The 19,868-nt window shown below is 63.9% G+C and carries 19 protein-coding genes and 1 riboswitch; of the genes, 8 read left to right on the top strand and 11 right to left on the bottom strand.

All coding sequences use genetic code 11. The features are described from left to right. The 3 genes from ACO59D_RS07005 to ACO59D_RS06995 all read left to right on the top strand — a co-directional run. Window positions 1-290, top strand: a 290-nt coding sequence (locus ACO59D_RS07005; protein ID WP_485126375.1) for a helix-turn-helix transcriptional regulator, incomplete at its 5' end; no start/stop codon positions are given. Window positions 291-363: 73 nt separating this feature from the next. After that, entirely contained in the window at window positions 364-1,728 is a 1,365-nt protein-coding gene (locus ACO59D_RS07000; protein WP_485126374.1) for a DUF711 family protein, read from the top strand. 123 nt (window positions 1,729-1,851) lie between these two features. Then, a complete protein-coding gene (locus ACO59D_RS06995) occupies window positions 1,852-1,998 on the top strand; it encodes a hypothetical protein (protein ID WP_485126373.1) in 147 nt (48 codons plus the stop codon). Window positions 1,999-2,179: 181 nt separating this feature from the next. Here the strand turns inward: ACO59D_RS06995 and ACO59D_RS06990 are convergent, their stop codons facing one another. Continuing rightward, window positions 2,180-2,860, bottom strand: a complete 681-nt coding sequence (locus ACO59D_RS06990; protein ID WP_485126372.1) for a hypothetical protein — start codon at window positions 2,858-2,860, stop codon at window positions 2,180-2,182. Window positions 2,861-3,556: 696 nt separating this feature from the next. Then, window positions 3,557-4,492 (bottom strand): UDP-N-acetylmuramate dehydrogenase, encoded by a 936-nt coding sequence (gene murB / locus ACO59D_RS06985; protein ID WP_485126371.1) that lies wholly within the window; start codon window positions 4,490-4,492, stop codon window positions 3,557-3,559. 233 nt (window positions 4,493-4,725) lie between these two features. Next, window positions 4,726-4,861: riboswitch (FMN riboswitch) on the top strand. A 6-nt stretch (window positions 4,862-4,867) separates the two neighbouring features. Between murB and ACO59D_RS06980 the strand changes: the two genes are divergently transcribed. From ACO59D_RS06980 to ACO59D_RS06970, 3 genes are read left to right on the top strand one after another with little or no spacing between them, the layout of a single operon-like run. Beyond that, complete coding sequence (locus ACO59D_RS06980) at window positions 4,868-5,485, top strand: ECF transporter S component (RefSeq protein ID WP_485126370.1); 618 nt, start codon at window positions 4,868-4,870, stop codon at window positions 5,483-5,485. Window positions 5,486-5,496: 11 nt separating this feature from the next. Then, window positions 5,497-7,359 carry an ABC transporter ATP-binding protein gene (locus tag ACO59D_RS06975; RefSeq protein WP_485126369.1) on the top strand — a complete coding sequence of 621 codons (1,863 nt, stop codon included), beginning with the start codon at window positions 5,497-5,499 and terminating at the stop codon, window positions 7,357-7,359. After that, window positions 7,359-8,150, top strand: coding sequence for an energy-coupling factor transporter transmembrane component T family protein (locus tag ACO59D_RS06970; RefSeq protein WP_485126368.1), 792 nt, complete (start codon window positions 7,359-7,361; stop codon window positions 8,148-8,150). Before ACO59D_RS06975 ends, ACO59D_RS06970 begins: the two co-directional genes overlap by 1 nt. A gap of 34 nt (window positions 8,151-8,184) precedes the next feature. Here ACO59D_RS06970 and ACO59D_RS06965 read toward each other — a convergent pair whose 3' ends face one another. Further along, complete coding sequence (locus ACO59D_RS06965) at window positions 8,185-8,808, bottom strand: flavodoxin family protein (RefSeq protein WP_485126367.1); 624 nt, start codon at window positions 8,806-8,808, stop codon at window positions 8,185-8,187. A gap of 103 nt (window positions 8,809-8,911) precedes the next feature. Between ACO59D_RS06965 and yfbR the strand changes: the two genes are divergently transcribed. Next, on the top strand, window positions 8,912-9,514 hold the full coding sequence (gene yfbR / locus ACO59D_RS06960) for a 5'-deoxynucleotidase (RefSeq protein ID WP_485126366.1): 603 nt from the start codon (window positions 8,912-8,914) through the stop codon (window positions 9,512-9,514). Between the two features lie 49 nt (window positions 9,515-9,563). Here the strand turns inward: yfbR and ACO59D_RS06955 are convergent, their stop codons facing one another. The 5 genes from ACO59D_RS06955 to ACO59D_RS06935 all read right to left on the bottom strand — a co-directional run bounded on the left by ACO59D_RS06955 (window position 9,564) and on the right by ACO59D_RS06935 (window position 15,440). Continuing rightward, window positions 9,564-11,390, bottom strand: coding sequence for an adenine deaminase (locus tag ACO59D_RS06955; RefSeq protein WP_485126365.1), 1,827 nt, complete (start codon window positions 11,388-11,390; stop codon window positions 9,564-9,566). A gap of 586 nt (window positions 11,391-11,976) precedes the next feature. Then, window positions 11,977-12,516, bottom strand: a complete 540-nt coding sequence (locus ACO59D_RS06950; RefSeq protein ID WP_485126364.1) for a hypothetical protein — start codon at window positions 12,514-12,516, stop codon at window positions 11,977-11,979. 48 nt (window positions 12,517-12,564) lie between these two features. Beyond that, entirely contained in the window at window positions 12,565-13,731 is a 1,167-nt protein-coding gene (locus tag ACO59D_RS06945) for a CobW family GTP-binding protein (protein ID WP_485126363.1), read from the bottom strand. Window positions 13,732-13,869: 138 nt separating this feature from the next. Next, window positions 13,870-14,616 (bottom strand): class I SAM-dependent methyltransferase, encoded by a 747-nt coding sequence (locus tag ACO59D_RS06940; protein WP_485126362.1) that lies wholly within the window; start codon window positions 14,614-14,616, stop codon window positions 13,870-13,872. A gap of 5 nt (window positions 14,617-14,621) precedes the next feature. After that, window positions 14,622-15,440 (bottom strand): ABC transporter ATP-binding protein, encoded by an 819-nt coding sequence (locus tag ACO59D_RS06935; protein WP_485126361.1) that lies wholly within the window; start codon window positions 15,438-15,440, stop codon window positions 14,622-14,624. A gap of 157 nt (window positions 15,441-15,597) precedes the next feature. Here ACO59D_RS06935 and ilvA point away from each other — a divergent pair, with 157 nt between their 5' ends. Further along, the gene (gene ilvA, locus ACO59D_RS06930) at window positions 15,598-16,818 is read left to right on the top strand and encodes a threonine ammonia-lyase (RefSeq protein WP_485126360.1); all 1,221 of its coding nucleotides are present in this window, start codon (window positions 15,598-15,600) and stop codon (window positions 16,816-16,818) included. A gap of 150 nt (window positions 16,819-16,968) precedes the next feature. On the opposite strand, the gene ACO59D_RS06925 is transcribed toward ilvA, so the two are convergent. The 3 genes from ACO59D_RS06925 to ACO59D_RS06915 are packed head-to-tail and all read right to left on the bottom strand — an operon-like array spanning window position 16,969 to window position 19,588. Further along, complete coding sequence (locus ACO59D_RS06925; RefSeq protein WP_485126359.1) at window positions 16,969-17,265, bottom strand: hypothetical protein; 297 nt, start codon at window positions 17,263-17,265, stop codon at window positions 16,969-16,971. Beyond that, the gene (locus ACO59D_RS06920; RefSeq protein WP_485126358.1) at window positions 17,265-18,212 is read right to left on the bottom strand and encodes a BsuBI/PstI family type II restriction endonuclease; all 948 of its coding nucleotides are present in this window, start codon (window positions 18,210-18,212) and stop codon (window positions 17,265-17,267) included. The genes ACO59D_RS06925 and ACO59D_RS06920 overlap by 1 nt, the downstream gene beginning before the upstream one ends. Further along, the gene (locus ACO59D_RS06915) at window positions 18,191-19,588 is read right to left on the bottom strand and encodes a methyltransferase (protein WP_485126357.1); all 1,398 of its coding nucleotides are present in this window, start codon (window positions 19,586-19,588) and stop codon (window positions 18,191-18,193) included. Before ACO59D_RS06915 ends, ACO59D_RS06920 begins: the two co-directional genes overlap by 22 nt. Between the last annotated feature and the right edge of the window lie 280 nt (window positions 19,589-19,868).

Below are 19,868 nucleotides of genomic sequence, written 5' to 3'. Positions count from 1 at the left end.
ACTACGTTCGTGCGCACATCTTCGAGCCCATCCGCACCGAGGACGTGGCCAAGGCACTCTTTGTGAGCCGTGGGTTTCTCTCCACGCGCTTCAAGCAGGAGACGGGCATGGGACTTGCAGACTACATACGGCACGAGAAGATCGAAGAGGCAAAGTCGCTGCTCGCAAACACCGACCAATCGCTACTCGACATCAGCACCTACTTGGGGTTCTGCTCCCAGAGCCACTTCAGCGAGGTGTTTCGCTGCGAGACCGGCATGACCCCTCGAGCGTGGCGGTTGCACGGATAGGCAACTGACGCGCAACACTCTTCTCGTATAATGGCTGGGCATGCACGCAGCGGCCACCAGCGAAGGACACCATATGGAGATCACCCCGCAGGAAGTCTCAGAGACGCTCGCCATGGTCACGGAGCAGAACCTTGACCTTAGGACCATCACCATGGGCATCTCGCTTGCCGGCTGCGCCGACGAGGACATGGGCCGCATGTGCGACAAGATCTACGACTGCATCACGCACCAGGCAGAACGCCTCGTCCCGGTTGCCGACGACCTGGCAGCAGAGTACGGGATTCCCATCGCCAACAAGCGCGTCTCGGTGACGCCGGTGGCGCAGGTGGCGGCCGGCTGTGCAGACGAGGACCTCTCCCCCATCGCACATGCCATGGACCGTGCCGCGCGGACGCTGGGCATCGACTTTATGGGCGGCTTCTCGGCGCTGGTACAGAAGGGTATCGGCAGCGCTGACAGGCGGCTCATCACCTCCGTTCCCGAGGCACTGGCAACGACGGAGCGGGTGTGCTCCTCGCTTAACATTGCGTCGACGAGGGCGGGCATCAATATGGATGCCGTGCTTCTCTCGGCCGAGACCATCCTCGAATGCGCGCGGCGAACCACAGACATCGACTGCTACGGTGCGGCGAAGTTCGTGGTTTTTGCCAACATGGTGGAGGACTCCCCATTCATGGCTGGCGCCGTGCATGGGTCTGGCGAGGCAGATGCCGTCATCAACGTAGGCGTCTCGGGCCCAGGCGTAATGGCTGCGGCGTTGGAGCAGCTGCCCGATGGCGCAAACCTCATGGAGGTCGCCGAGGCCATCAAGCGGACGGCGTTCAAAATCACGCGCGCCGGCGAGCTCATGAGCCGCGAGGCGTCGCGGCGCCTGGGCGTGGAGAAGGGCATTGTCGACCTGTCGCTTGCGCCGACGCCTGCCGCCGGGGACTCTGTGGCGAAGATCCTGGAGATCATTGGCGTGGGCGAGTGCGGAGGTCCTGGCACCACCTGTGCTCTGGCCCTTCTTAACGACTGCGTCAAGAAGGGCGGCGTCATGGCCAGCTCCAGCGTGGGCGGTCTCTCGGGTGCGTTCATTCCCGTCTCGGAGGACGCCGGGATGATTCGCGCGGCCGAGGACGGGTCGCTCTCGATTGAGAAGCTCGAGGCCATGACCAGCGTGTGCTCCGTGGGTCTGGACATGATTGCCATCCCTGGGGACACGCCGGTCGAGGCCATTGCCGGCATCATCGCCGACGAGATGGCTATCGGCGTGATCAACACCAAGACCACGGCCGTACGTTTGATTCCCGCCATCGGGCACGCTGAGGGCGACACGCTCGAGTTTGGTGGCCTTTTTGGCAGCGCGCCAGTCATGAGCGTGAACCGATTCGCTGGAAACGTGCTTGCGCACCGCGGCGGGCGATTCCCCGCGCCACTGAACAGCCTCAAGAACTAGGGGCAGGTTCGCCACAGAGCGCGCCCGCGCCCCGCTTGCTTGTAGCGTGCTGCTCCGGCGTCTCTCTCGCGGCGCTTCGTCAGCATTCCCCACGGCGAGACCCAGGCCGCATGTTGCGCATTCATGCATTGGCATGCGCGCCACATTGGCCGCAAGATTGCCAAGCGCAATGTTGCCGCCGTCTCCTCTGCAGGCCACGAGCCCTATCGCATTGCCAAAGACGAAGCCGAGGCGGTCGGACTTGCCTGCAGAGGTATTGCGGGCACCTGATGGCGCGTTCTTACGTTTGGTGGCAGTTTTACGGGGAGCCCCCGAGTAGCAAACGGTTCGACTTCTGATGGAGCGCAGGTCAGCGAATTGCGACTCCGACGGTCTCGCATAAGGGATTTGCCCAAAACTGCCACCAACCGTCAATTTGGGATTGGCACCTCTGATGCAGGGCAACAGACACCTAGAAAAGGGTCCTACGCGGGTCATTGAAGAACTCGTACAGGTCCCGCCTAGCGTCGATCTGCGCCTCCGTGAGACTGCGCTCCCTGAGGCCAAACCTCTTGTTGAGCATCCACATGAAGTTCTGGAAGTACTCGAAGGTGCTGAGCTGTCCAGGGGTGGCCGACATCGTCTTGATACCCGAGACCTCAAGGATGTTCCTGCGTTTCTGCGTGTGGTCCAACCGGTAACGCCCTGTGTGATACTGCTCGCTGTCGTATTCCACGTCTCCATGAGCCCTGGGGATGTACACGTCGCAGTAGAAACTATCGGTACCTGCAAATTCCCACAGACGCTCGGGAATCTTGACCTCTTGGTTTGCAACCACATGGCGAATCGCCCTCCCACCTCCCGACTTGGGGAGAACGAGAGCACTGCAGAGCATGATCTCCCTGGGTGACGCCGTGCGCGCAACAATGCAGCGCAGCGCGCGAAGCGCCTGCTTGACGCCGTAGGCTCCTGGGACTTGATCGAGGAAGCCCGCAGTCGACTCGGGCGTAGCTAGGGCATCGCGCTGGCCCGTGTACCCGCGGCCGGAATCGCCAATGGAAAAGAGGCCGCACAGGTAGTCGCCAATCTCGACAGCCTCTCGCAGGGATTGCCCAGCGGCCATCTGTAGGAACGTGAACTCTGGGGAGCTCACGAGATTCGAGCCGGAGAGTTCACAGAACGAACCCGGTGGTAGCCCACCACGCCATCGATGGACTATCAGGCTCCGCTGATTGCGCACCGAATCAGAATCGTTCACCAGAACGTGCAACGGACGTTTCGTGGCATAGCCAAAGGGCAGAGCATCGCCACGTACGTCGCGCATGTTGGCACTCGAAAACGCAAGGCTCTGACAGGTGCTCACAGGCGGAATCGCCTCGTGGGATGTCTTGGTCAGCCAATATCTCAAAGCCGATTCATGGCACAGGACAACACTCATCTCAACCCTCTCCACGCTGGTTGGCTGAGGATAGCGCCCGGGGGCCATTCGCGTGCTCGAGACGCTTGCACGAAGCTGACGCCGCAGCTTACGCGAGAGAAACAGTGTGATGTTAGTGTGAACGCGCTGGTAAATGCCTGTGCAAATGAAGCTCAGACGAGCACCGCGAGGGGGCTTGCCGAGGCCAACGGTGACATCCGCGGAAGTCTTTGCCCTGAAGCCCCGGAACCGCCAGTCCCAAATTGACGGTTGGTGGCAGTTTTGGGCAAATCCCTTATGTGAAGCCGTCGGAGTCGCACTTCGCTGACCTGCGCTCCATCAGAAGTCGAACCGTTTGCTACTCGGGGGCTCCCCGTAAAACTGCCACCAAACGTAAAAACGCGCCATCCGGACGGATACGCACACACGGCCCTACCCCAAAAAGCGCACTTCGGGCTGGAGCCGCACACCAAACTGGCGCTCAACCTCGTCCTGCACGTGCAGAATCACGGCACGCACATCCGCGGCCGTGGCACCGCCCAGGTTCACCACGAAGCCAGCGTGCTTCTTCGAGACAGCAGCCCCACCGACCTGATAGCCGCGAAGGCCGGCGTCGGTGACAAGCTTGCCCACAAAGTAGCCCTCGGGACGCTTGAATGTCGAGCCGGCACTGGGAAGCTCGAGCGGCTGCTTCTCCTCGCGCCTGTGCGTGAGGTCGTCCATGGTCGCGCGAATCTGCTCGGGGTCACCACGATTGAGGTCAAAGGTTGCCGAGAGAACCACCATGCCTTCGTCGGCAATACGACTGTGGCGATACCCCAGGTCAAGCTGGTCGGTCGGGATGGTCTCCTCGTGGCCGTCCTGGTGCAGGACGTGCACGCTCTTGAGGACGTCGGCGATGCAGCCGCCATAGGCACCCGCGTTCATGAAGCATGCGCCGCCGATGGAGCCCGGAATGCCGCATGCAAACTCGAGGCCAGATAGCCCAAGCTCGCAGGCCATCTCGGAGGCCTCGCGCAGCGTCACTCCCGCCTGGCACCACATCTCGTCGTCATTGACGCTCACGCCCACGAGCCCGTCGCCCACCGCAACGATCACGCCACGGTACCCCTCGTCTGAAACCAGAAGGTCCGAGCCACGGCCCAGCACAAAGTAGGGCACCTCTGCCTGCTTGCAGGCATCGATGACATCGTGGAGATCGTCAAAGTCTTCGGGGATCACGAAGAGGTCGGCCGGACCGCCGATCTTGAAGGTAGTGTGCTCACTCATCGGTTCGTCTGCCAGGACGTTGTCCTCGCCGACTATCGAACGGAGTTTCCAGGCGAGCGGTTGCAAGTGGTCATCGCCAGTAGTGCCACTTTCGGACATCTTGCTCCTCAGTTTGGGTTTTGCACGCTGTGTGCACGTGCTCGGCACTTGAGTATAGCAAGACGGACTAGATGTTGAATGCTGCGCACAGACCTTCATCCTGCTCTTGCACTCCCAACACCACAGGCACGGAAGATCGGCTCGCTGGCCCGTTGCCCCACCGTCCCGTTGGCATCCGCCTCAGGCCCGCATCACTTCACGCTCGCGCATGGCGAGAAGTGCTATAGTTCCCATGACGGTTTCAGGGCGGGGTGAAAATCCCCACTGGTGGTAACGCGCTCGGCGCGAAGTCCGCGACCCGCTAAAAAGGCGGCTGACCTGGTGAGACTCCAGGACCAACGGTTACAGTCCGGACGGAAGAAACGGAGATGCCACATGGCAACCACTTCCCCGCGCACATTCACGCACTCCACGCACGAAACCTCTGCCAATGCCTCGGGCTGGAGCACGAGGCGCATCGCGGTGACGGCGCTCTTCTGCGCCGTTGCCGCCATATGCACGCTGCTGCTTGAGTTCCCCATCCTCCCCGGAGTCACGTGGCTTAAGTACGACCCCTCGGGCATCGTGGCGCTCATCGCCGGCTTCGCGTTTGGCCCTGCAACCGGAGCCGTGGTCTCGATAATCCCCTACCTTGTGCACCTTGCCACGGCAAGCGGCATCTACGGCGTGGTCATGGCGGTCCTCGCCACGATCTCCCTCGTGCTTCCCGCCGCGCTCGTGTACAAGCACCACAAGAGCACTCGCGGCATGGTGGCAGGCCTCGTCCTTGGCGGTGTCGTGTGTCTCGCCGCCTGCATTGTGGGCAACCTCATCGTGACGCCGTTCTACACCGGTATGGCCCTCAATGACGTGCTTGCCCTCGTGGTACCGGCGCTCCTGCCGTTCAACCTCATCAAGATTGTGCTTAACTGCGTCGTGTTTGCCCTCGTCTTCAAGCCGGCCTGCAAGGCCATGGGCGTTGACGCGCTCGCTCGGGGCGCCAACGAAGCGTAACGGTCACGGAGGTGGAGACGGCAGCAGCTGATAACGTCGCTGGCCCAGGCGAGAGCGAGGCGATTGTCTCTCTCTCGCACGTTACGCTCTCGTACGGCAACGTCTGCGCGCTCGACGATCTCTCGCTTGAGGTAAGGCCTGGCGAGAGGGTCTGCGTCCTTGGCGCCAACGGCTCCGGCAAGTCGACGCTTGCCTCTGTGGCGTGCGGGCTTCTCGCCCCTGACGCCGGTACGGTCACGCTTGTGGGAGAGCGCGTCTTCACCGAGGGCGGCCCCGACTTTGATGCCTATGCGCGCGCGCGGAGAAGCCTGGGACTGGTCTTCCAGAACCCCGAGGACCAGATTGTGACCAGCGTGGTCGAGGAGGACGTGGCCTTTGGTCCCGAGAACCTTGGCCTTCCACCCGAGCGGATCGATCACCTCGTCCGCCGTGAGCTCAGGCGCGTTGCCATGGAGCGCTACGCCAAGGCAGACCCTGCACGACTCTCCAGCGGTCAGCGCCAGCGCGTGACGATCGCCGGCGCGCTTGCCATGGAGCCGCGCGTGCTGGTGCTCGACGAGCCGTCGTCTGCCCTGGACGTGCGTGGCCGACGCTCCATCATGCATGTGGTCGATAGGCTGCGCGGCTACGGCTGCACCGTCATCCACGTCACGCACTTCATGAGCGAGGCGCTGGGTGCCAATCGCGTGGTGGTGCTCGACCATGGCCGCATCGCGCTCGAGGGTACGCCCGAGCAGGTCTTCTCGCACGTTGACATGATGTGCGAGCTGGGGCTGGAGGAGCCCCTCGCAGGAAGGCTCTCCTCTCGCCTGCGCGACCTGGGACTGGGCGTTGCATGGACCTGCAACGAGGAGACGCTGCTCGAAGGCGTTGCAAACGCGCTTCTCCACCACCCTCGGGATGACCAGGCCGCAGCGGCATGCCGTGCGGACGCGGCGACCGTGACGTGCCCCATGCCAGGCGCTGCCTCGGCGTTGCCGCACGCTGCAGACGCGGGGCCGGCCGTGGACGTAGACGCGGTCTCGTTCTCGTATGCCCGGACTCACCGCCTGCGCAAGCAAGGCCTCACGGCTCAGGCACTCGACAACGTAACGCTTCGCGTGGGACGCGGCGAGTGGGTTGCGCTTGTGGGCCAGACGGGCTCGGGGAAGTCAACGCTTCTGCGACTCATCGCCGCGCTCGAGGTTCCCGACGAGGGCAAGGTCACAGTGGACGGCATCACCACAGCCGATCGTCGCCTCCGCCGGAGGCTCCACGGGCACGTTGGCTACGTGATGCAACGCCCCGAGCGGCAGCTCTTTGCCGAGACCGTTGCGGCAGACGTCGCCTTTGGCCCAAGGAACCTGGGCCTTCCCCCAGACGAAGCCGAGCGCCGCGTGCGCGAGGCGCTCGAGCTTGTGGGGCTCGTGGGGAAAGACAATGCGTCGCCGTTTGAGCTCTCTGGCGGCCAGCAGCGGCTATGCGCCATTGCGGGCATTCTCGCCATGGAGCCACAGGTACTCGTGCTCGACGAGCCCACGGCGGGACTCGACCCGCGCGGCAGGCACAAGCTCCGCTACGTGCTCGAGGACGTGCGCCGCGCCGGGACAACGCTCGTGGAGGTCACCCACTCCATGGAGGACGCAGCTCGGGCAGACCGGGTCGTTGTTCTCGACGAGGGCAGGGTTGTTCTCGATGGCGCGCCCTCGGGCGTGTTCTCTCCAGCACACGTCGAGAGCCTCCACGACATGGGGCTGGGCATCCCCAAGCCGCTCGCGTTTGCCCGCGCGCTCGAGGGGCTGGGGACCCCGCCTCTTGGCGACCCCCTCACGGACGAAACCCTGGCGCGTGCCATTGCCTGCGCGGTCGGCGTCGCAGAGGGGCGTGAGGAGTAATGGCGCTTCGCATCTCGGTTGGTCAGTACTATGCCGCAGACTCCCCCATCCACCGGCTTGACCCCCGCACGAAGGCGGCATGTGCCGTGGCACTCATGGTTGCGACCTTCTTCGTGCATGGGCCACTCTCCCTTGTCGCCCTGGTAGCGTGTGTGCTGGCGCTTCTCTCCATCTCGCGTGTTCCGGCCGGAGAGGTGCTGGACTCCGTGCGCGGCGTGTTCTGGGTCCTGCTGCTCCTCGCGCTGTTCAACCTTTTCCTGGTACGCGAGGGAGACGTGCTGCTCTCGGCGGGGACCCTCACCATCACCCGGGGAGGCGCGTGGGCAGCCGTGCTCTACCCCGTCCGCGTGCTGGCGGCAATCCTGGCAGGGGCGCTGCTCCTGCTTACCACAACGCCCACCGAGCTGGGCGACGCGTTCGACGCATTCTGCTCGCCGCTCACGAGGATTGGCCTTCCGGGGCACGAGCTTGCCATGGTCTTCTCGCTTATGCTGCGCTTCATTCCTACGCTGGCAGACGATGCCGCCGCCATCACGGACGCGCAGACCGCGCGCGGGGGCGAGGTGTCAAGCGGAAGCCCCGCGCAGCGTCTGCGCGCGCTGGGCTCTGTCCTTGTCGCGCTCATGGCGAGCTCCATGCACCACGCAGACGACCTTGCACGGGCCCTTGACGCCCGCTGTTACGTGGGCGGTGCCACGCGCAGCCACTGGCATCCACTGAAGTTTGCCACGCGAGACGCCATTGCCGTCGCCATTATCGCCGCGATGACCGCCCTTCTCATAGCGTTATGAGACAAGGGGACGGCCCCCTTGTCTCACCCTCGTCTCATCGGATGAAGTTCATCCAGCCGCCGCCCTCGGCCTCGGGCGCGGGAACACCCGCGGCGCGTCCGGCCTCGATGCTCTTGAGCAGCCATGCCATGTTGCGCCCCAGGTTGCGCATGGTCTTCATGCCCTCGGTGTCCAGGGCGGCCTCGCCGCTCTTGGCGCCGTAGACGATGTTCCAGTACGAGGACCCCACCGTAATCATGTTCGAGATGCCCAGGTACTTGTTCATCACGTCGAACGAAGACGTGCTGCCGCCGCGACGTGCCACGGCCACGCAAGCACCCGGCTTGAAGGCAAACTGGCCATGCTCGCTGTAGAACACTCGGTCGAGAAAAGCCAGGACGCGACCGGCAGGGTGCGCATAGTAGACAGGCGTGCCAAAGACAAAGCCGTCCGCCGCCGAGGCCTTCTCGACAAACTCGTTCACCCCATCATCATCAAAGACGCAACGACCAATCTCGAAGCACTTGCCGCAGCTCACGCAGTCGCGCACGGGAGCCAGGGGAAGATGGCAGACCTCGGAGTCTATGCCCTGCCCGGCGAGCACGCGGCCCACCTCTGCCAGCGCGATGCCGGTGTTTCCCTTAGGGCTAATGCCCCCGTTAAGCATAAGAACCTTCATGTGTGCCCCCGCCAAACGCCTTCTGGATGAGACAAAGGGACTGTCCCTCCGTCTCATTCGAGCGTACCATTAAGCGACGCAAACCCATCAGGAAGGCCGCGGCATGACGGAGCAATCGACATTTCTCGCCATTGTCTCGAGGATGAAGTACATAGAGCGCTGGGCCCTCATGCGCAGCGCGCGGCCCGAGAACCTCTCCGAGCACTCCCTGGAGGTCGCGGCGATTGCCCACTGCCTGGCCACGCTTGGCAACGTGCGCCACGGTCGTCATCTCGACGCCGAGAAGGCCGCGCTCATCGGCCTCTTCCACGACACGACCGAGATCGTGACCGGCGACATGCCCACGCCGGTGAAGTACGCCAACCGCGGCATCCGCAACGCCTACAAGGACGTGGAGAGAAGCGCTGAGGATACGCTGCTCGAGACGCTACCAGAAGACCTGCGGCCCACGTACGAGCAGATCTTCCGTGGCGATCCTGCAGACGAGAACGACCAGTACCTGCGTTGCCTGGTGAAGGCTGCCGACAAGATATCGGCCCTCATCAAGTGCATCGACGAGGGCCAATCGGGAAACGCAGAGTTCAAGACCGCCGAAGAGGGCATCCGCGCCAAGGTGGACAAGATGGCCTCGCGGATGCCCGAGGTCGCGGACTTCGTGCGAGAGTTTCTCCCCAGCTACGGAAAGACGCTGGACGAGCTGCTGTGACAGCGGGACCGGCGAGCGGCTGCGGGCCGTGCGCCGGCCGCCATCGCTTCTACTCCACCATCACCGGCACAAACTGATACCCGTGGCAGTCCACGTAGCCTCGGTTGGTAAGCCTGAGGTCGGGAATGCAGGCAAGCGAGAGCAGCGCCATCGTCATGAACGGCGAGGGCATCGTGCAGCCCATCTTCGCCCAGGCGGCCTCGGCTCCGCGGACCTCCTCGGCCACCTCCTCAACGCTCTTGGGACTCATGAGGCCCAAGACTGGCAACTTCACCTGGCCGAGCACCTCTCCGTTGGCAACGGCCACCTCGCCTCCGCCGCAGTCGATAAGCAGGTTTGCCGCAAGGGCCATGTCCTCGTCGTTATCGCCAATGACCAGCAGGTTGTGGGCATCGTGGGCCACGGTCTGCGCAAGGGCACCGTGGATGCCAAAGCCTTTGGCAAAGCCATAGGCATACGTCCCCGTGTTGTGGTGGCGCTCGAAGACGAATGCCTTCAGGATGTCCCTCTCGGGCACGCACGCAAGGCAGCCGCCAACCACGGGCACCTCGAGGTGCTCTTCCCTGGTGACCGTTGAGCCTGCGCTCGAGGTCATCACGCGTACGAGGGCACTCTCGCCCTTCACCGGCGAGCCGTCGGCGTGAGCTGCGGGAATGCGGAAGGTCTCGGGCCTGATGTCTGTCGCAACGTGCATGGAGTTAAACATGAAGCCGGGCCAAGGGTATGGTTCTGGCGAGAAGAGCGCCACGCCGTCTTGCGCCACCAGCTCGCCGTCGATGAAGGCGTGCGTCACGCGGAAGCCCTTGAGGTCCTCGAGGATCACGAGGTCAGCGCATTTGCCCGGCGTGACGGAGCCGAGGTCGCGCGCCATGCCGAAACACTCGGCCACGTTGATCGTGACCATCTGGATTGCCGAGACGGGATCGATGCCGTAGCCCACGGCCTTGCGCAAGATGCGGTCGATATGCCCCTCGGAGACCAGGGTCTCGGGGTGGTTGTCGTCCGAGACGAGATTCACATGGCGCGCGTCAATGTTGTTCTCGGTGATAACGTGCGCCAGCTCTTCGAGGTTTTGCCAGGCAGAGCCCTCGCGCAGCTGCGCGTACTGACCGAGGCGCAGCTTGGTGAGCGCCTCCTCGCGGGTAATGGACTCGTGGCAGCACGAAATGCCAGAAGCGATGTAGGCGTTGAGCTGGCGGTCGGTGCCCGGCACGGTGAAATGCCCGGTCAAGGTCTTGTCGGCCCTGAGCGTCTCGTCCATCTCGGAAAGCGGGCCCCCGTCGCAGGCAAGAACGCCCGGGTCGTTCATCATCTCGCCGAGACCCACCACAGAGTCCCAGCCCATGGTCTCGCGGATGTCCTTGGCATCGATCTTCGAACCGGTGTCCTCAAAGCCCGGCACGGCAGGCACGCAGGAGCCAGGGGTGACCATGCACTTGAGCGGAACGCGCTCGGAGTCGCGGACAAGCTCTTTGAGCGCGGGGAGGCCAGCGACGTTCATGGCCTCGTGCGGGTCCCAGTAGATGCCAGTCGTGCCATGCGGCACTACGGCGCGGGCATATTCGGAAGGTCCCACCATGGCAGACTCCACGTGGATGTGGCCGTCCATGAAACCCGGGGCCACGTAGCGGCCCGCGGCATCGATAACGGTGGTCTTCTCGCCAATGCAGTGCTCGGCCGTGTGGCCACCAATGCCCAGGTAGGCGATGCGCCCGGCCGCGATGGCGATGTCCGTGTCATCAAGGATTTCGTGCGTTGCGACGCTTACCAGCCGAGCGTGGCGAATGACGAGGTCAGCTGGCTCCTGGCCCTGAGCCACGCGGATGAGCGTGCGGTTGCACTCCCACAGTGGACACTTGCAAAAATGATTGAGCATAACAAGCCCCTCTCGACGCCCAGCTTTTTAATTGCCAAAACGCTACCTACTCCGCGTCACGGTGGAGAAAGAATTCTGCGAGCGGTATGCAACGATTCTGCAGGTGTGCGAGCCACTACTGTGGCGCAGGGTTTCGCTAGCCAGACGACCGTAACCGTACGGAAGTTACGGAGAAGTCCCAGCGCCGCGGAAGGCCACTCGAAGGAAGGCGGGTCGCCCAAGAGAAACGACCTGCCAAGAGACCGAGCCGCGAAGGTCCAACCCTGCATAAAAGTGGCCTATCGTACGACTTTTTGGCTTCCTCTGCATGAAAACGGTCTATCGTTCGGTCGATTTCGGGATTCCATATCAAGAATGTAACTATAGTTCCAAATAACTGAGTATTTTCCAATAAATATGCATTATCTTGGAACATTAGTTTCAAAATTGATGAAAGACTGTCACAGGCACCCTTCGATAGGGCGTTTTTATGCAGCGACTCAGGAAAAACCGTTCGATAGGGCAATTTTGTGCACAGGAATCTGCCGCAGAGGAAAAAACGCCTCTCAAGGGCTCCCTGCTGGGGTCGCCATGGCCAATTTGCGAACTATCGGCCGGCTGCGTCGGGAAGATCCTGCACCTGAGAAGGAAGCTCGGACATCAGGTCCTGCGCCACGCTGCCCATACCCTCGGCAACGGCGCCCAAGGTTGTGGCGGCATCGCCCAGCGCCTCTCCGAGGCCATCGAGTTCGAAGCCGGTGTCGGTACTGGTGCTGGAGTTCGTGCTGCTCGTACCGCTCGAGGCCACCCCGCTCGCAACCCCCGATGCCACGCTCGACACGGCATCGCTCACGCAGCTCGAGACCACGGCAAAAACGACAAGCGCGACAAGCGCCCCCACCAGCACAAACGTTATGCGCTTGAGGTTGGGGCCTCGCCCGCGCCGAGGGCCGCCATCGCCGCCGCTCGCGCCACCATAGCCATAGCCGTAGTAGCTCGTCTGCGACGGCGACGGCACCGCATTGCGAACTGGCTCCGCACCGCGCCGTGGCGACGGAGCGGTGTCTGAGCTGGCAGGCAGGACATGCACTGTGGCGTCAAGGTCGCCATCGGCGCCCATCACGCGCGTCTCGTCATTCTCGTCCATGGCCCTCCCCTCAGCGTCACCAAGAGCCCGGCCGTGCACCGCACGGTCCTACTCCAACCCCCCGATAGCGGGCGTCTCGCCCTCCCACGTGGTGAGGCAAGCGTCAAGCCCACGCTCTACGGCATCGCGATCCATGTGACGGCCGATCACGCAGAGGCGCACCATGCGGTCGCCCACCTTGGGGTCCCAATCGCGGCGCAGCTCAGGCACCTCGGCCATGGTGTTCTTGAGCACGTCGGCAGGCATCAGCGCCGCCCACTGGCCGTTCTCGGTAAGCGTGAACTGCTGCCCTGCCTGCTCGAAGACATAGCACATGTCCGGATCGTTATTGACCCACACGAGACCCTTGACGCGAATCACGGACTCGGGCCAGCTGTTCACAAACTCGGAGAGCGCATGGTAGTCGAAGGGCTTGCGGCGCTGGTAGACAAAGGTAGAGACGTCGTACTCCAGGACCTCGGGGTTCTCGTGCTCCTCGGGATGCTCCATGGCGTCAACCCAGGCAGCCGAGCCGTATGCCTCGTCAAAGCTAAAGCGTCCGGTGTTGAGCAGCTCGTCCATAGGGACGTTGCCGTTCACGGCCTCCACGATGCGCGCGTCGTGCTGCAGGCCGCGCACGATAGCCCTGAGCTCGGCCACCTGCTCGTGCGTCACGCGGTCGCACTTGTTGAGCACGAGCGTGGTGCAGAACTCAATCTGCTGGATGAGCAGGCCCTCGACGTCATCCTCCTCGATGTCGTCGGCGAGAAGGGCGTGGCCGCCGTTGAACTCGTCATACATGCGAGCGCAGTCCACCACGGCAACAATATTGTCCAGGTCAAGCGGCGCGGTGCCACCCTTGGTCTGGTCGCAGATAGACGAAATGGTGTACGCAATGGGGACGGGCTCGCAGATGCCCGAGGCCTCGATGATGATGTAGTCGAAGTTACCAGTGCGCGCGATGGAGTCAAGCTGCTGCGCCAGGTCGGATGAGAGCGTGCAGCAGATGCAGCCGTTGCTCATGGGGATGAGGCTGTCGGTTGCGGAGAGGCCACCGTTCTTGATGAGGCTTGCGTCGACGTTGATCTCGCCGATGTCGTTCACGATGACGGCAGCGCGGATGCCCTCGTCATTGGCGAGGATGTGGTTGAGCAGCGTGGTCTTGCCCGCCCCCAGATAGCCAGTGAGCATGACGATCTTGACTGGAGTCGTGATGTCCTTGGTTGACGTGGGCATGCGTGCCCCCTTCTGCCGACGCGAGCGGCGCAGGCGACGTGTCTGGTGAACCTGGCAAGTCTAGGGCATGCGTGTGGTGAGATTGAGGGGCCGAGAGGAGCCGCCGCCATGGCAGGCCGCCATGGCCGTCAAGCGTCCCTACAGCGCGTAGCAGTCAAACCGTATAGCCTTGCCACCCACGGTATAGCTGGGCTTCTCGCCCGCAAGCCACGGCCCCTTGGCCGGCCGCTTCACCACGATACGGCAAGGCCCGGCGGCGCGAGCGGCGGCCATAAGGCCTCGCTCGTCGTCGCATGGTTGCTCAAGACGCTGGATGAGCTGCAGTTTCTTCTTGACGGCCGCACTCTTGCGGCGCTCGGGAAACATCGGGTCGAGAAGGACTACGCCGGGTGAGAACCCCAGCGCGGGGAGCGCCGTCACGGAGTCTTCGCCCCGAAGCTCCATGCGAGAAACCGCCTCCGCCAGGGCAGAGTCGTCCGCCGCACGCGCAAGGGCGTCTGCCAGAAGCGCACACATCACCGGGTCGCGCTCAAAGAGCGTCACCGAGAAGCCCGCAGCGGCCAGAAGCAGCGAGTCCTCCCCCATCCCGGCGGTCGCGTCCACGGCCGTGAGCGTCCCCTTTGCCCCACGGAGGCGCGCCGCGCGAACCACCAGCTCGCGGCTAAGGTTGCCCGTGCGCAGGCGAGGCACCATACGCGAGAAGTCCGCGGCAAGGGACATCCCGTCACCTTCAAGCGAGAGACCCTCCTCGGCTACGCGCAGGCAAAGCGCACCCGTAGCCTGCGCGGCACCCAAAGGTGCCACAGGGACCCCCAGGCGCTCCGCAAGCGCTTGGGCCCGCGCGACGTCTCCATTGGGAGCAACCTCTACAACCAGGCCTTCCACCAGTGCTACACCCCGTACGATCCGCGCATCGAGTACCACCCGTCATGCTCGTCCACCAGAAGCGGCACGTCGAAGAGGTCCGAGAGGACCTTGTCGGTGAGGATCTCCACCTTGGGACCATCGGCGAAGATGGCTGCGTTCTTGATAAGCATCACGCGTCCGATGGCCGGGATGATGTCCTCGGGATAGTGCGTGACAAGGATGATCGAGCGCCCCTCGGCGGCCAGCGTGCCCATGGTCTCGCGCACGTGATACATGCCCTCGGGGTCAAGGCCGGTGCACGGCTCGTCAAAGACCAGCACCTGCGGGTCGCGGATAAGCTCGCGCGCAACCAGGACGCGGCGGGCCTGGCCGGTCGAGAGGGTCATGACGTCGCGCTCAGCGACCTCGGGGATGCCCAGGCGCCCCAGCGCGTCGAGTCCCAGCTGCCGGTCCCTCTCGGTAACCTCAACCTGCTTGGGCAGGCCGAGCGTGCCAAAGAGCCCGCCCGTCACGATGTCGATGGACGGCAGGTGCACGCGGATCTGGTCGTGCATGGTGGAGCTCACCACGCCCAGCGTGCGGCGCACGTCGGTGAGCTGCGGGCGCGGGTTGCCACGAAAGCGCACCGGCGGCTCGTCTCGGTACAGCGGGAAGACTTCCCTGGTGAGAAGCTGTATGAAGGTCGACTTGCCCGCACCGTTTGGGCCGAGAAGGGCCACGTGCTCCCCCTCGTGCAGCGTGAAGTCGTCCACGTGGAGGATGGTCTTGCTCGCCCTCACCACGCTTGCGTCGTGGATGGCAAAGAGTGGCGTATCGCCGCCAGCGTTGTTCTCGCCCTGCATGCGGTCTCCCTTACACGAAACTTCACACAAACGCACCACCATCTGGCGGGCCGTGAAGACCTACTATAAGCAATGCGTGCGCGCCTGTGGAATGTTGGCGACGCGCCGTAACATCTCACACGCCATTCGCTCAGATTCGCGCAGATAGGGGTTCCACATGCCAGAGATGCTCACGCTCGAGGCGTTCGAGGAGGCATCCGAGAAGGTCAAGGAGGTCACACTCGAGACCAAGCTCGTGGAGAGCCCGTACCTCTCGGCGGCAACCGGCAACCGCATGTGGCTCAAGCCCGAGAGCATGCAGCGCACCGGTGCCTACAAGCTGCGCGGCGCCTATTACAAGATCTCGAAGCTCAGCCAGGAGGAGCTCGGCCGCGGCGTGATCACCGCAAGCGCCGGCAACCACGCCCAGGGCGTTGCCTATGCCGCCACGCACGCAGGGGCGCACTCGATCGTGGTGATGCCCACCACGACGCCACTCATCAAGGTTGAGCGTACCAAGGGCTATGGTGCCGAGGTCGTCCTCTATGGCGACGTGTTTGACGATGCCAAGCAGCGCGCGGTCGAGCTGGCCGAGGAGCAGGGCCTCACCTACATTCCGCCGTTCAACGACACCACGGTCGCAACCGGACAGGGCACCATTGCCATGGAGATCATCCAGGAGCTGCCGCTGGTGGACACCATTCTCGTGCCCGTGGGTGGCGGCGGCCTTGCCTGCGGCGTCTCGACCTTCGCCAAGCTCTACAACCCCAAGATCCGCGTCGTTGGCGTTGAGCCCACGGGAGCGGCAAGCCTCACGGCGGCGCTCGAAGCTGGGCACGTGACGAAGCTCCCCGGCGCCAACACCATCGCCGACGGCACAGCCGTTCTCGAGGTGGGCGACAAGGTCTTCCCCTACCTGCAGCAGAACCTCGATGATGTTATCTGCGTGGACGATGACGAGCTGGTCGTCTCGTTCCTCGACATGGTCGAGAACCACAAGATGATCGTCGAGAACTCCGGCCTGCTCACCGTGGCAGCCGCCAAGCACCTGCCCGCCGAGGGCAAGCGCGTGGCGTGCATCCTTTCGGGCGGCAACATGGACGTCATCACGATGTCGAGCGTGGTACAGCACGGGCTCATCCAGCGCGGGCGCATCTTCACCGTGAGCGTGCTGCTCCCCGACCGCCCCGGCATGCTGGTGCGCGTGGCCAGCGTCATCGCAGAGCAGAACGGCAACGTGATCAAGCTCGAGCACAACCAGTTCGTCTCGACCAACAGGAACGCCGCGGTGGAGCTGCGCGTGACGATTGAGGCGTACGGCGAGGAGCACAAGGCGCAGATCGTGGATGCCATCCGCGAGGCCGGCTTCAATCCCACGCTGGTACAGACGTCACTGTAGCGTACTGCGCACACGCTGCGCTGCATTCGAGTTGCAAGAAAGCGCCCTCCGGCGACGGGAAATCGCCGGAGGGCCTCAAATGTTGCAACTCTCGCCAAATACGCGCTTCCGGCGACCGGACACGCCCCCGTCGCCAGCGGCACGTCGCCCCTACAGGTACTCAACCACCTTGTCGCCCACGGCGGCGGTGCCCAGGACGTGGTCCGCCGGCGTGGCGTCGTCGGCGAGGAACCTCGTGTTGGCGTCATCCCGTAGCGCACACCTGAGCTTGGACAACGTCCTCGCGCCGGCGATGGTCGACCCTTCGACGCTGAACGAGAGGATGTACAGCTCGCCACCCTCCGCCTCGTAGGTGCCGACGGCGCCACGCGTCACCCCGAGGGGCAGCTCCTCGCTGAGGAACCGGTCTTTGACCTCGGCGCTTCTGATGAGGTACGTGAGCTGCATCAGTACGGCCCCATGAACTTCCCGCCATCGAGATGGATCATGTGGTCGGGCGCGTCGGCGCACCATGCCTCGGTCTCCCACGCGAGGTCGCCGAGGTAGCCCTGCATGACCTTCCTGCTCGGGAAGCACGAGACGTAGACGATCGGGTGTCCGTAGTCGCCGAACAGCTCGATGAGCTCGTGCTTCCTCGTGACGTCCACCGGGCCGTGCGTCGAGCACGCCTCCATGAGGTAGAGCCAGCCCTTGTCCTCGCGCCAAACGATGAGGTCGGGCTCTTTGCCGCGCTCAGGCAGCTTGACCCCGATGCGTTCCAGCGTCTCGGCATCGACCGTCTCGTCGACCTTGCTCGTGTCGCCGACGTAGAGCACCTTCCCGCCCGGTGCGAAGCGCGGGCAAAACTCCTCGACCATCGCCTTGATCAGCACGTTCTGACCGCCCGCCGAGAGCTTGACCTCGGTGCCGTCCGGAAGCGTGACCGGAACCTTCGCCATCTCGCGACGCTCGGAGCTGTACTCGACCCATGTGGTTATCCCCTCGAGGCAGATCTCGAGCTGGTCGGGATACCATGATGTCCCGCACCATGTCACGAGGTCGAGCGTGTCGAACGTGAGCCGATAGTTCCACTTCGGGGAGTTGATCGGGCGCGTCGGGTCATCCGCGTTCTCCTCGACGATGCCGACCTGCACGAACTGGTGCAGCGTGAACCGCCGGATCGTCTCACGCGTGTTCGGCTTGTACTCGACACCGAACGCCTCGGCGATTCGGTCCATGATCGTGCGTATACCGTACATCTCGTTCGTCGCGCTGCGCCAGTCGTCGCCGGGCTTGAGATGCGCGAGCGCGAGCAGCACCATCGCAGAGCGCTCGTTGCTGCGCTCGTCGTCCATGCCGAGGTCGCGCAGCAGCTCGCGCGCGCCCTCGACGCTTACGGAAGGACCGATCGACACAGCCCGTCCACCTCCTCCTGCGTGAGGCCGAGCGACCAGCGCCCGCCCAGCTCGATCAATTGCCTCGCGCTCGGCACGGGCATCGCGTTCAGGTCGCTCGCGTTGACCTGCGTGCTGCCCGAGCGCGCCCGGAACCACGCGTCAACCTCGCTCGACGAGAGCCACAGCTCGAGGCCGCGCGCGAGCGCCGGGTCGAGCGGCACCGTCTTTCTCGGCGTGCCCGCGTGGACGTAGTTCAAATGGTTCTCGAGCGCCTGCGGCTCGCCGAGGTCGAGAACGTGCGCCTTCACGCGGTGCGACTCCTCCTTCGACGAGAACCGCTTCACGACGACGTAGCTGCCAGCGGGTATGAGCTGCTTGGCGAACCTTTCGCTCGAGCAGTCGATCCACTGGGGTTTGTAGTTGTCGATGGGGTGCGCGAAGCCCTCCGGCGTGAAGTTCCGCGCGTAGATGAGCCGGTTCAGCCCCGGCTCGTAGTCGCGTCGCAGCACGTCGCGCGAGCGAAAGTCCACGACCTTGCCCGTGCTCGCGCAGAGCCCGGACGCCTTGAGCGTCGCCATGCCGTCGAGCGGACCGCGTCCGGCGGGCGTCACGCGCACCGCGAGATCGCCTCCTGTGTCCACGAGCTCGTCGAACGGGTACTCGCGGACGATGGGCTCGCCGTCCTTCACCTGCGACTCCGACACGCGGACGGTCGGTGCCTGCGGCCGCTTCGAGAACCGCACGAGCATCGTCTCCTGCAGCACGTTCGTATCGGAGAAGATCTCGGTCCGCGAGCCGTAGACGTGCATCGCGTCGAGCGAGCACGTGGACAGTGCCCATGCCCGGAACTGCTGGAAGTACTGCCCGTTCGTCCACGAGCGCGGCACGATTGCCACGCACTCGCCGCCAGGCGCGAGAGCCCACAGCGCGACCATCATGAACGCCGAGTACAGGTTTGGCGAGCGCGCCGGGAGGCCCGCCTGCCGCACGTCGCCGGCGGCCATCTTCCTGTACGGCGGATTCAGGATAACCCGGTCGTAACCGGGCCCGATCGGTACCATGAGGGCGTCGCCGACCACCATGCGATGGGGGATCTCGAGCTGCGACAGCTCACCGTCGCAGATGCGGGCGAGCTCGTGGTCAAGCTCCACGCAGTCGACGTCGACCAGGCCGCCATAGCGCTCGGCGAGTGCAACCGAGAGGATGCCGGTTCCCGCACCGAGGTCGAGGCAGCGCAGCCTGCCACCGTCCGCGTCGGAGAGCATCGACGCGGCGAGGTGCGCCGTCTGGTACGGCGTAAGGTACTGCGAGTAATCTGAGCGCGCGGCGTCGCCGGTCGTCGCGACCACGTGCGACCTCGTCTCCTCCGCCATCAGCAACGCGCTTGCGACCATGCGATTACCTCGGTTTCGAAAATCATCGGTTTCCCTGTTCGGTGGACAGTCTACCGGACCGTCCGGACATAAATTGAACCGAGCGTAAAAGTCCAGCGTAACAGCGGATTTCAGATTTAAGGGGTCTACGAGCACGTAGAAGCCCCGCCGCTCCTCGGTGCATATCCCGAGTGAGCGACGGGGCTTTGAAACACTGTCAGCGTCGCAGAAGGCTGCCTGAACCACCCGATCCGGCTATATCCAATTGGGATGCGAAGCTTGCTTCAGCCCGCCTGAGCCT

The organism is Tractidigestivibacter sp., assembly GCF_057241865.1.
The sequence above is the reverse complement of the archived record's forward strand: the minus strand, read 5'-3'. Positions and strand labels throughout refer to the sequence as shown.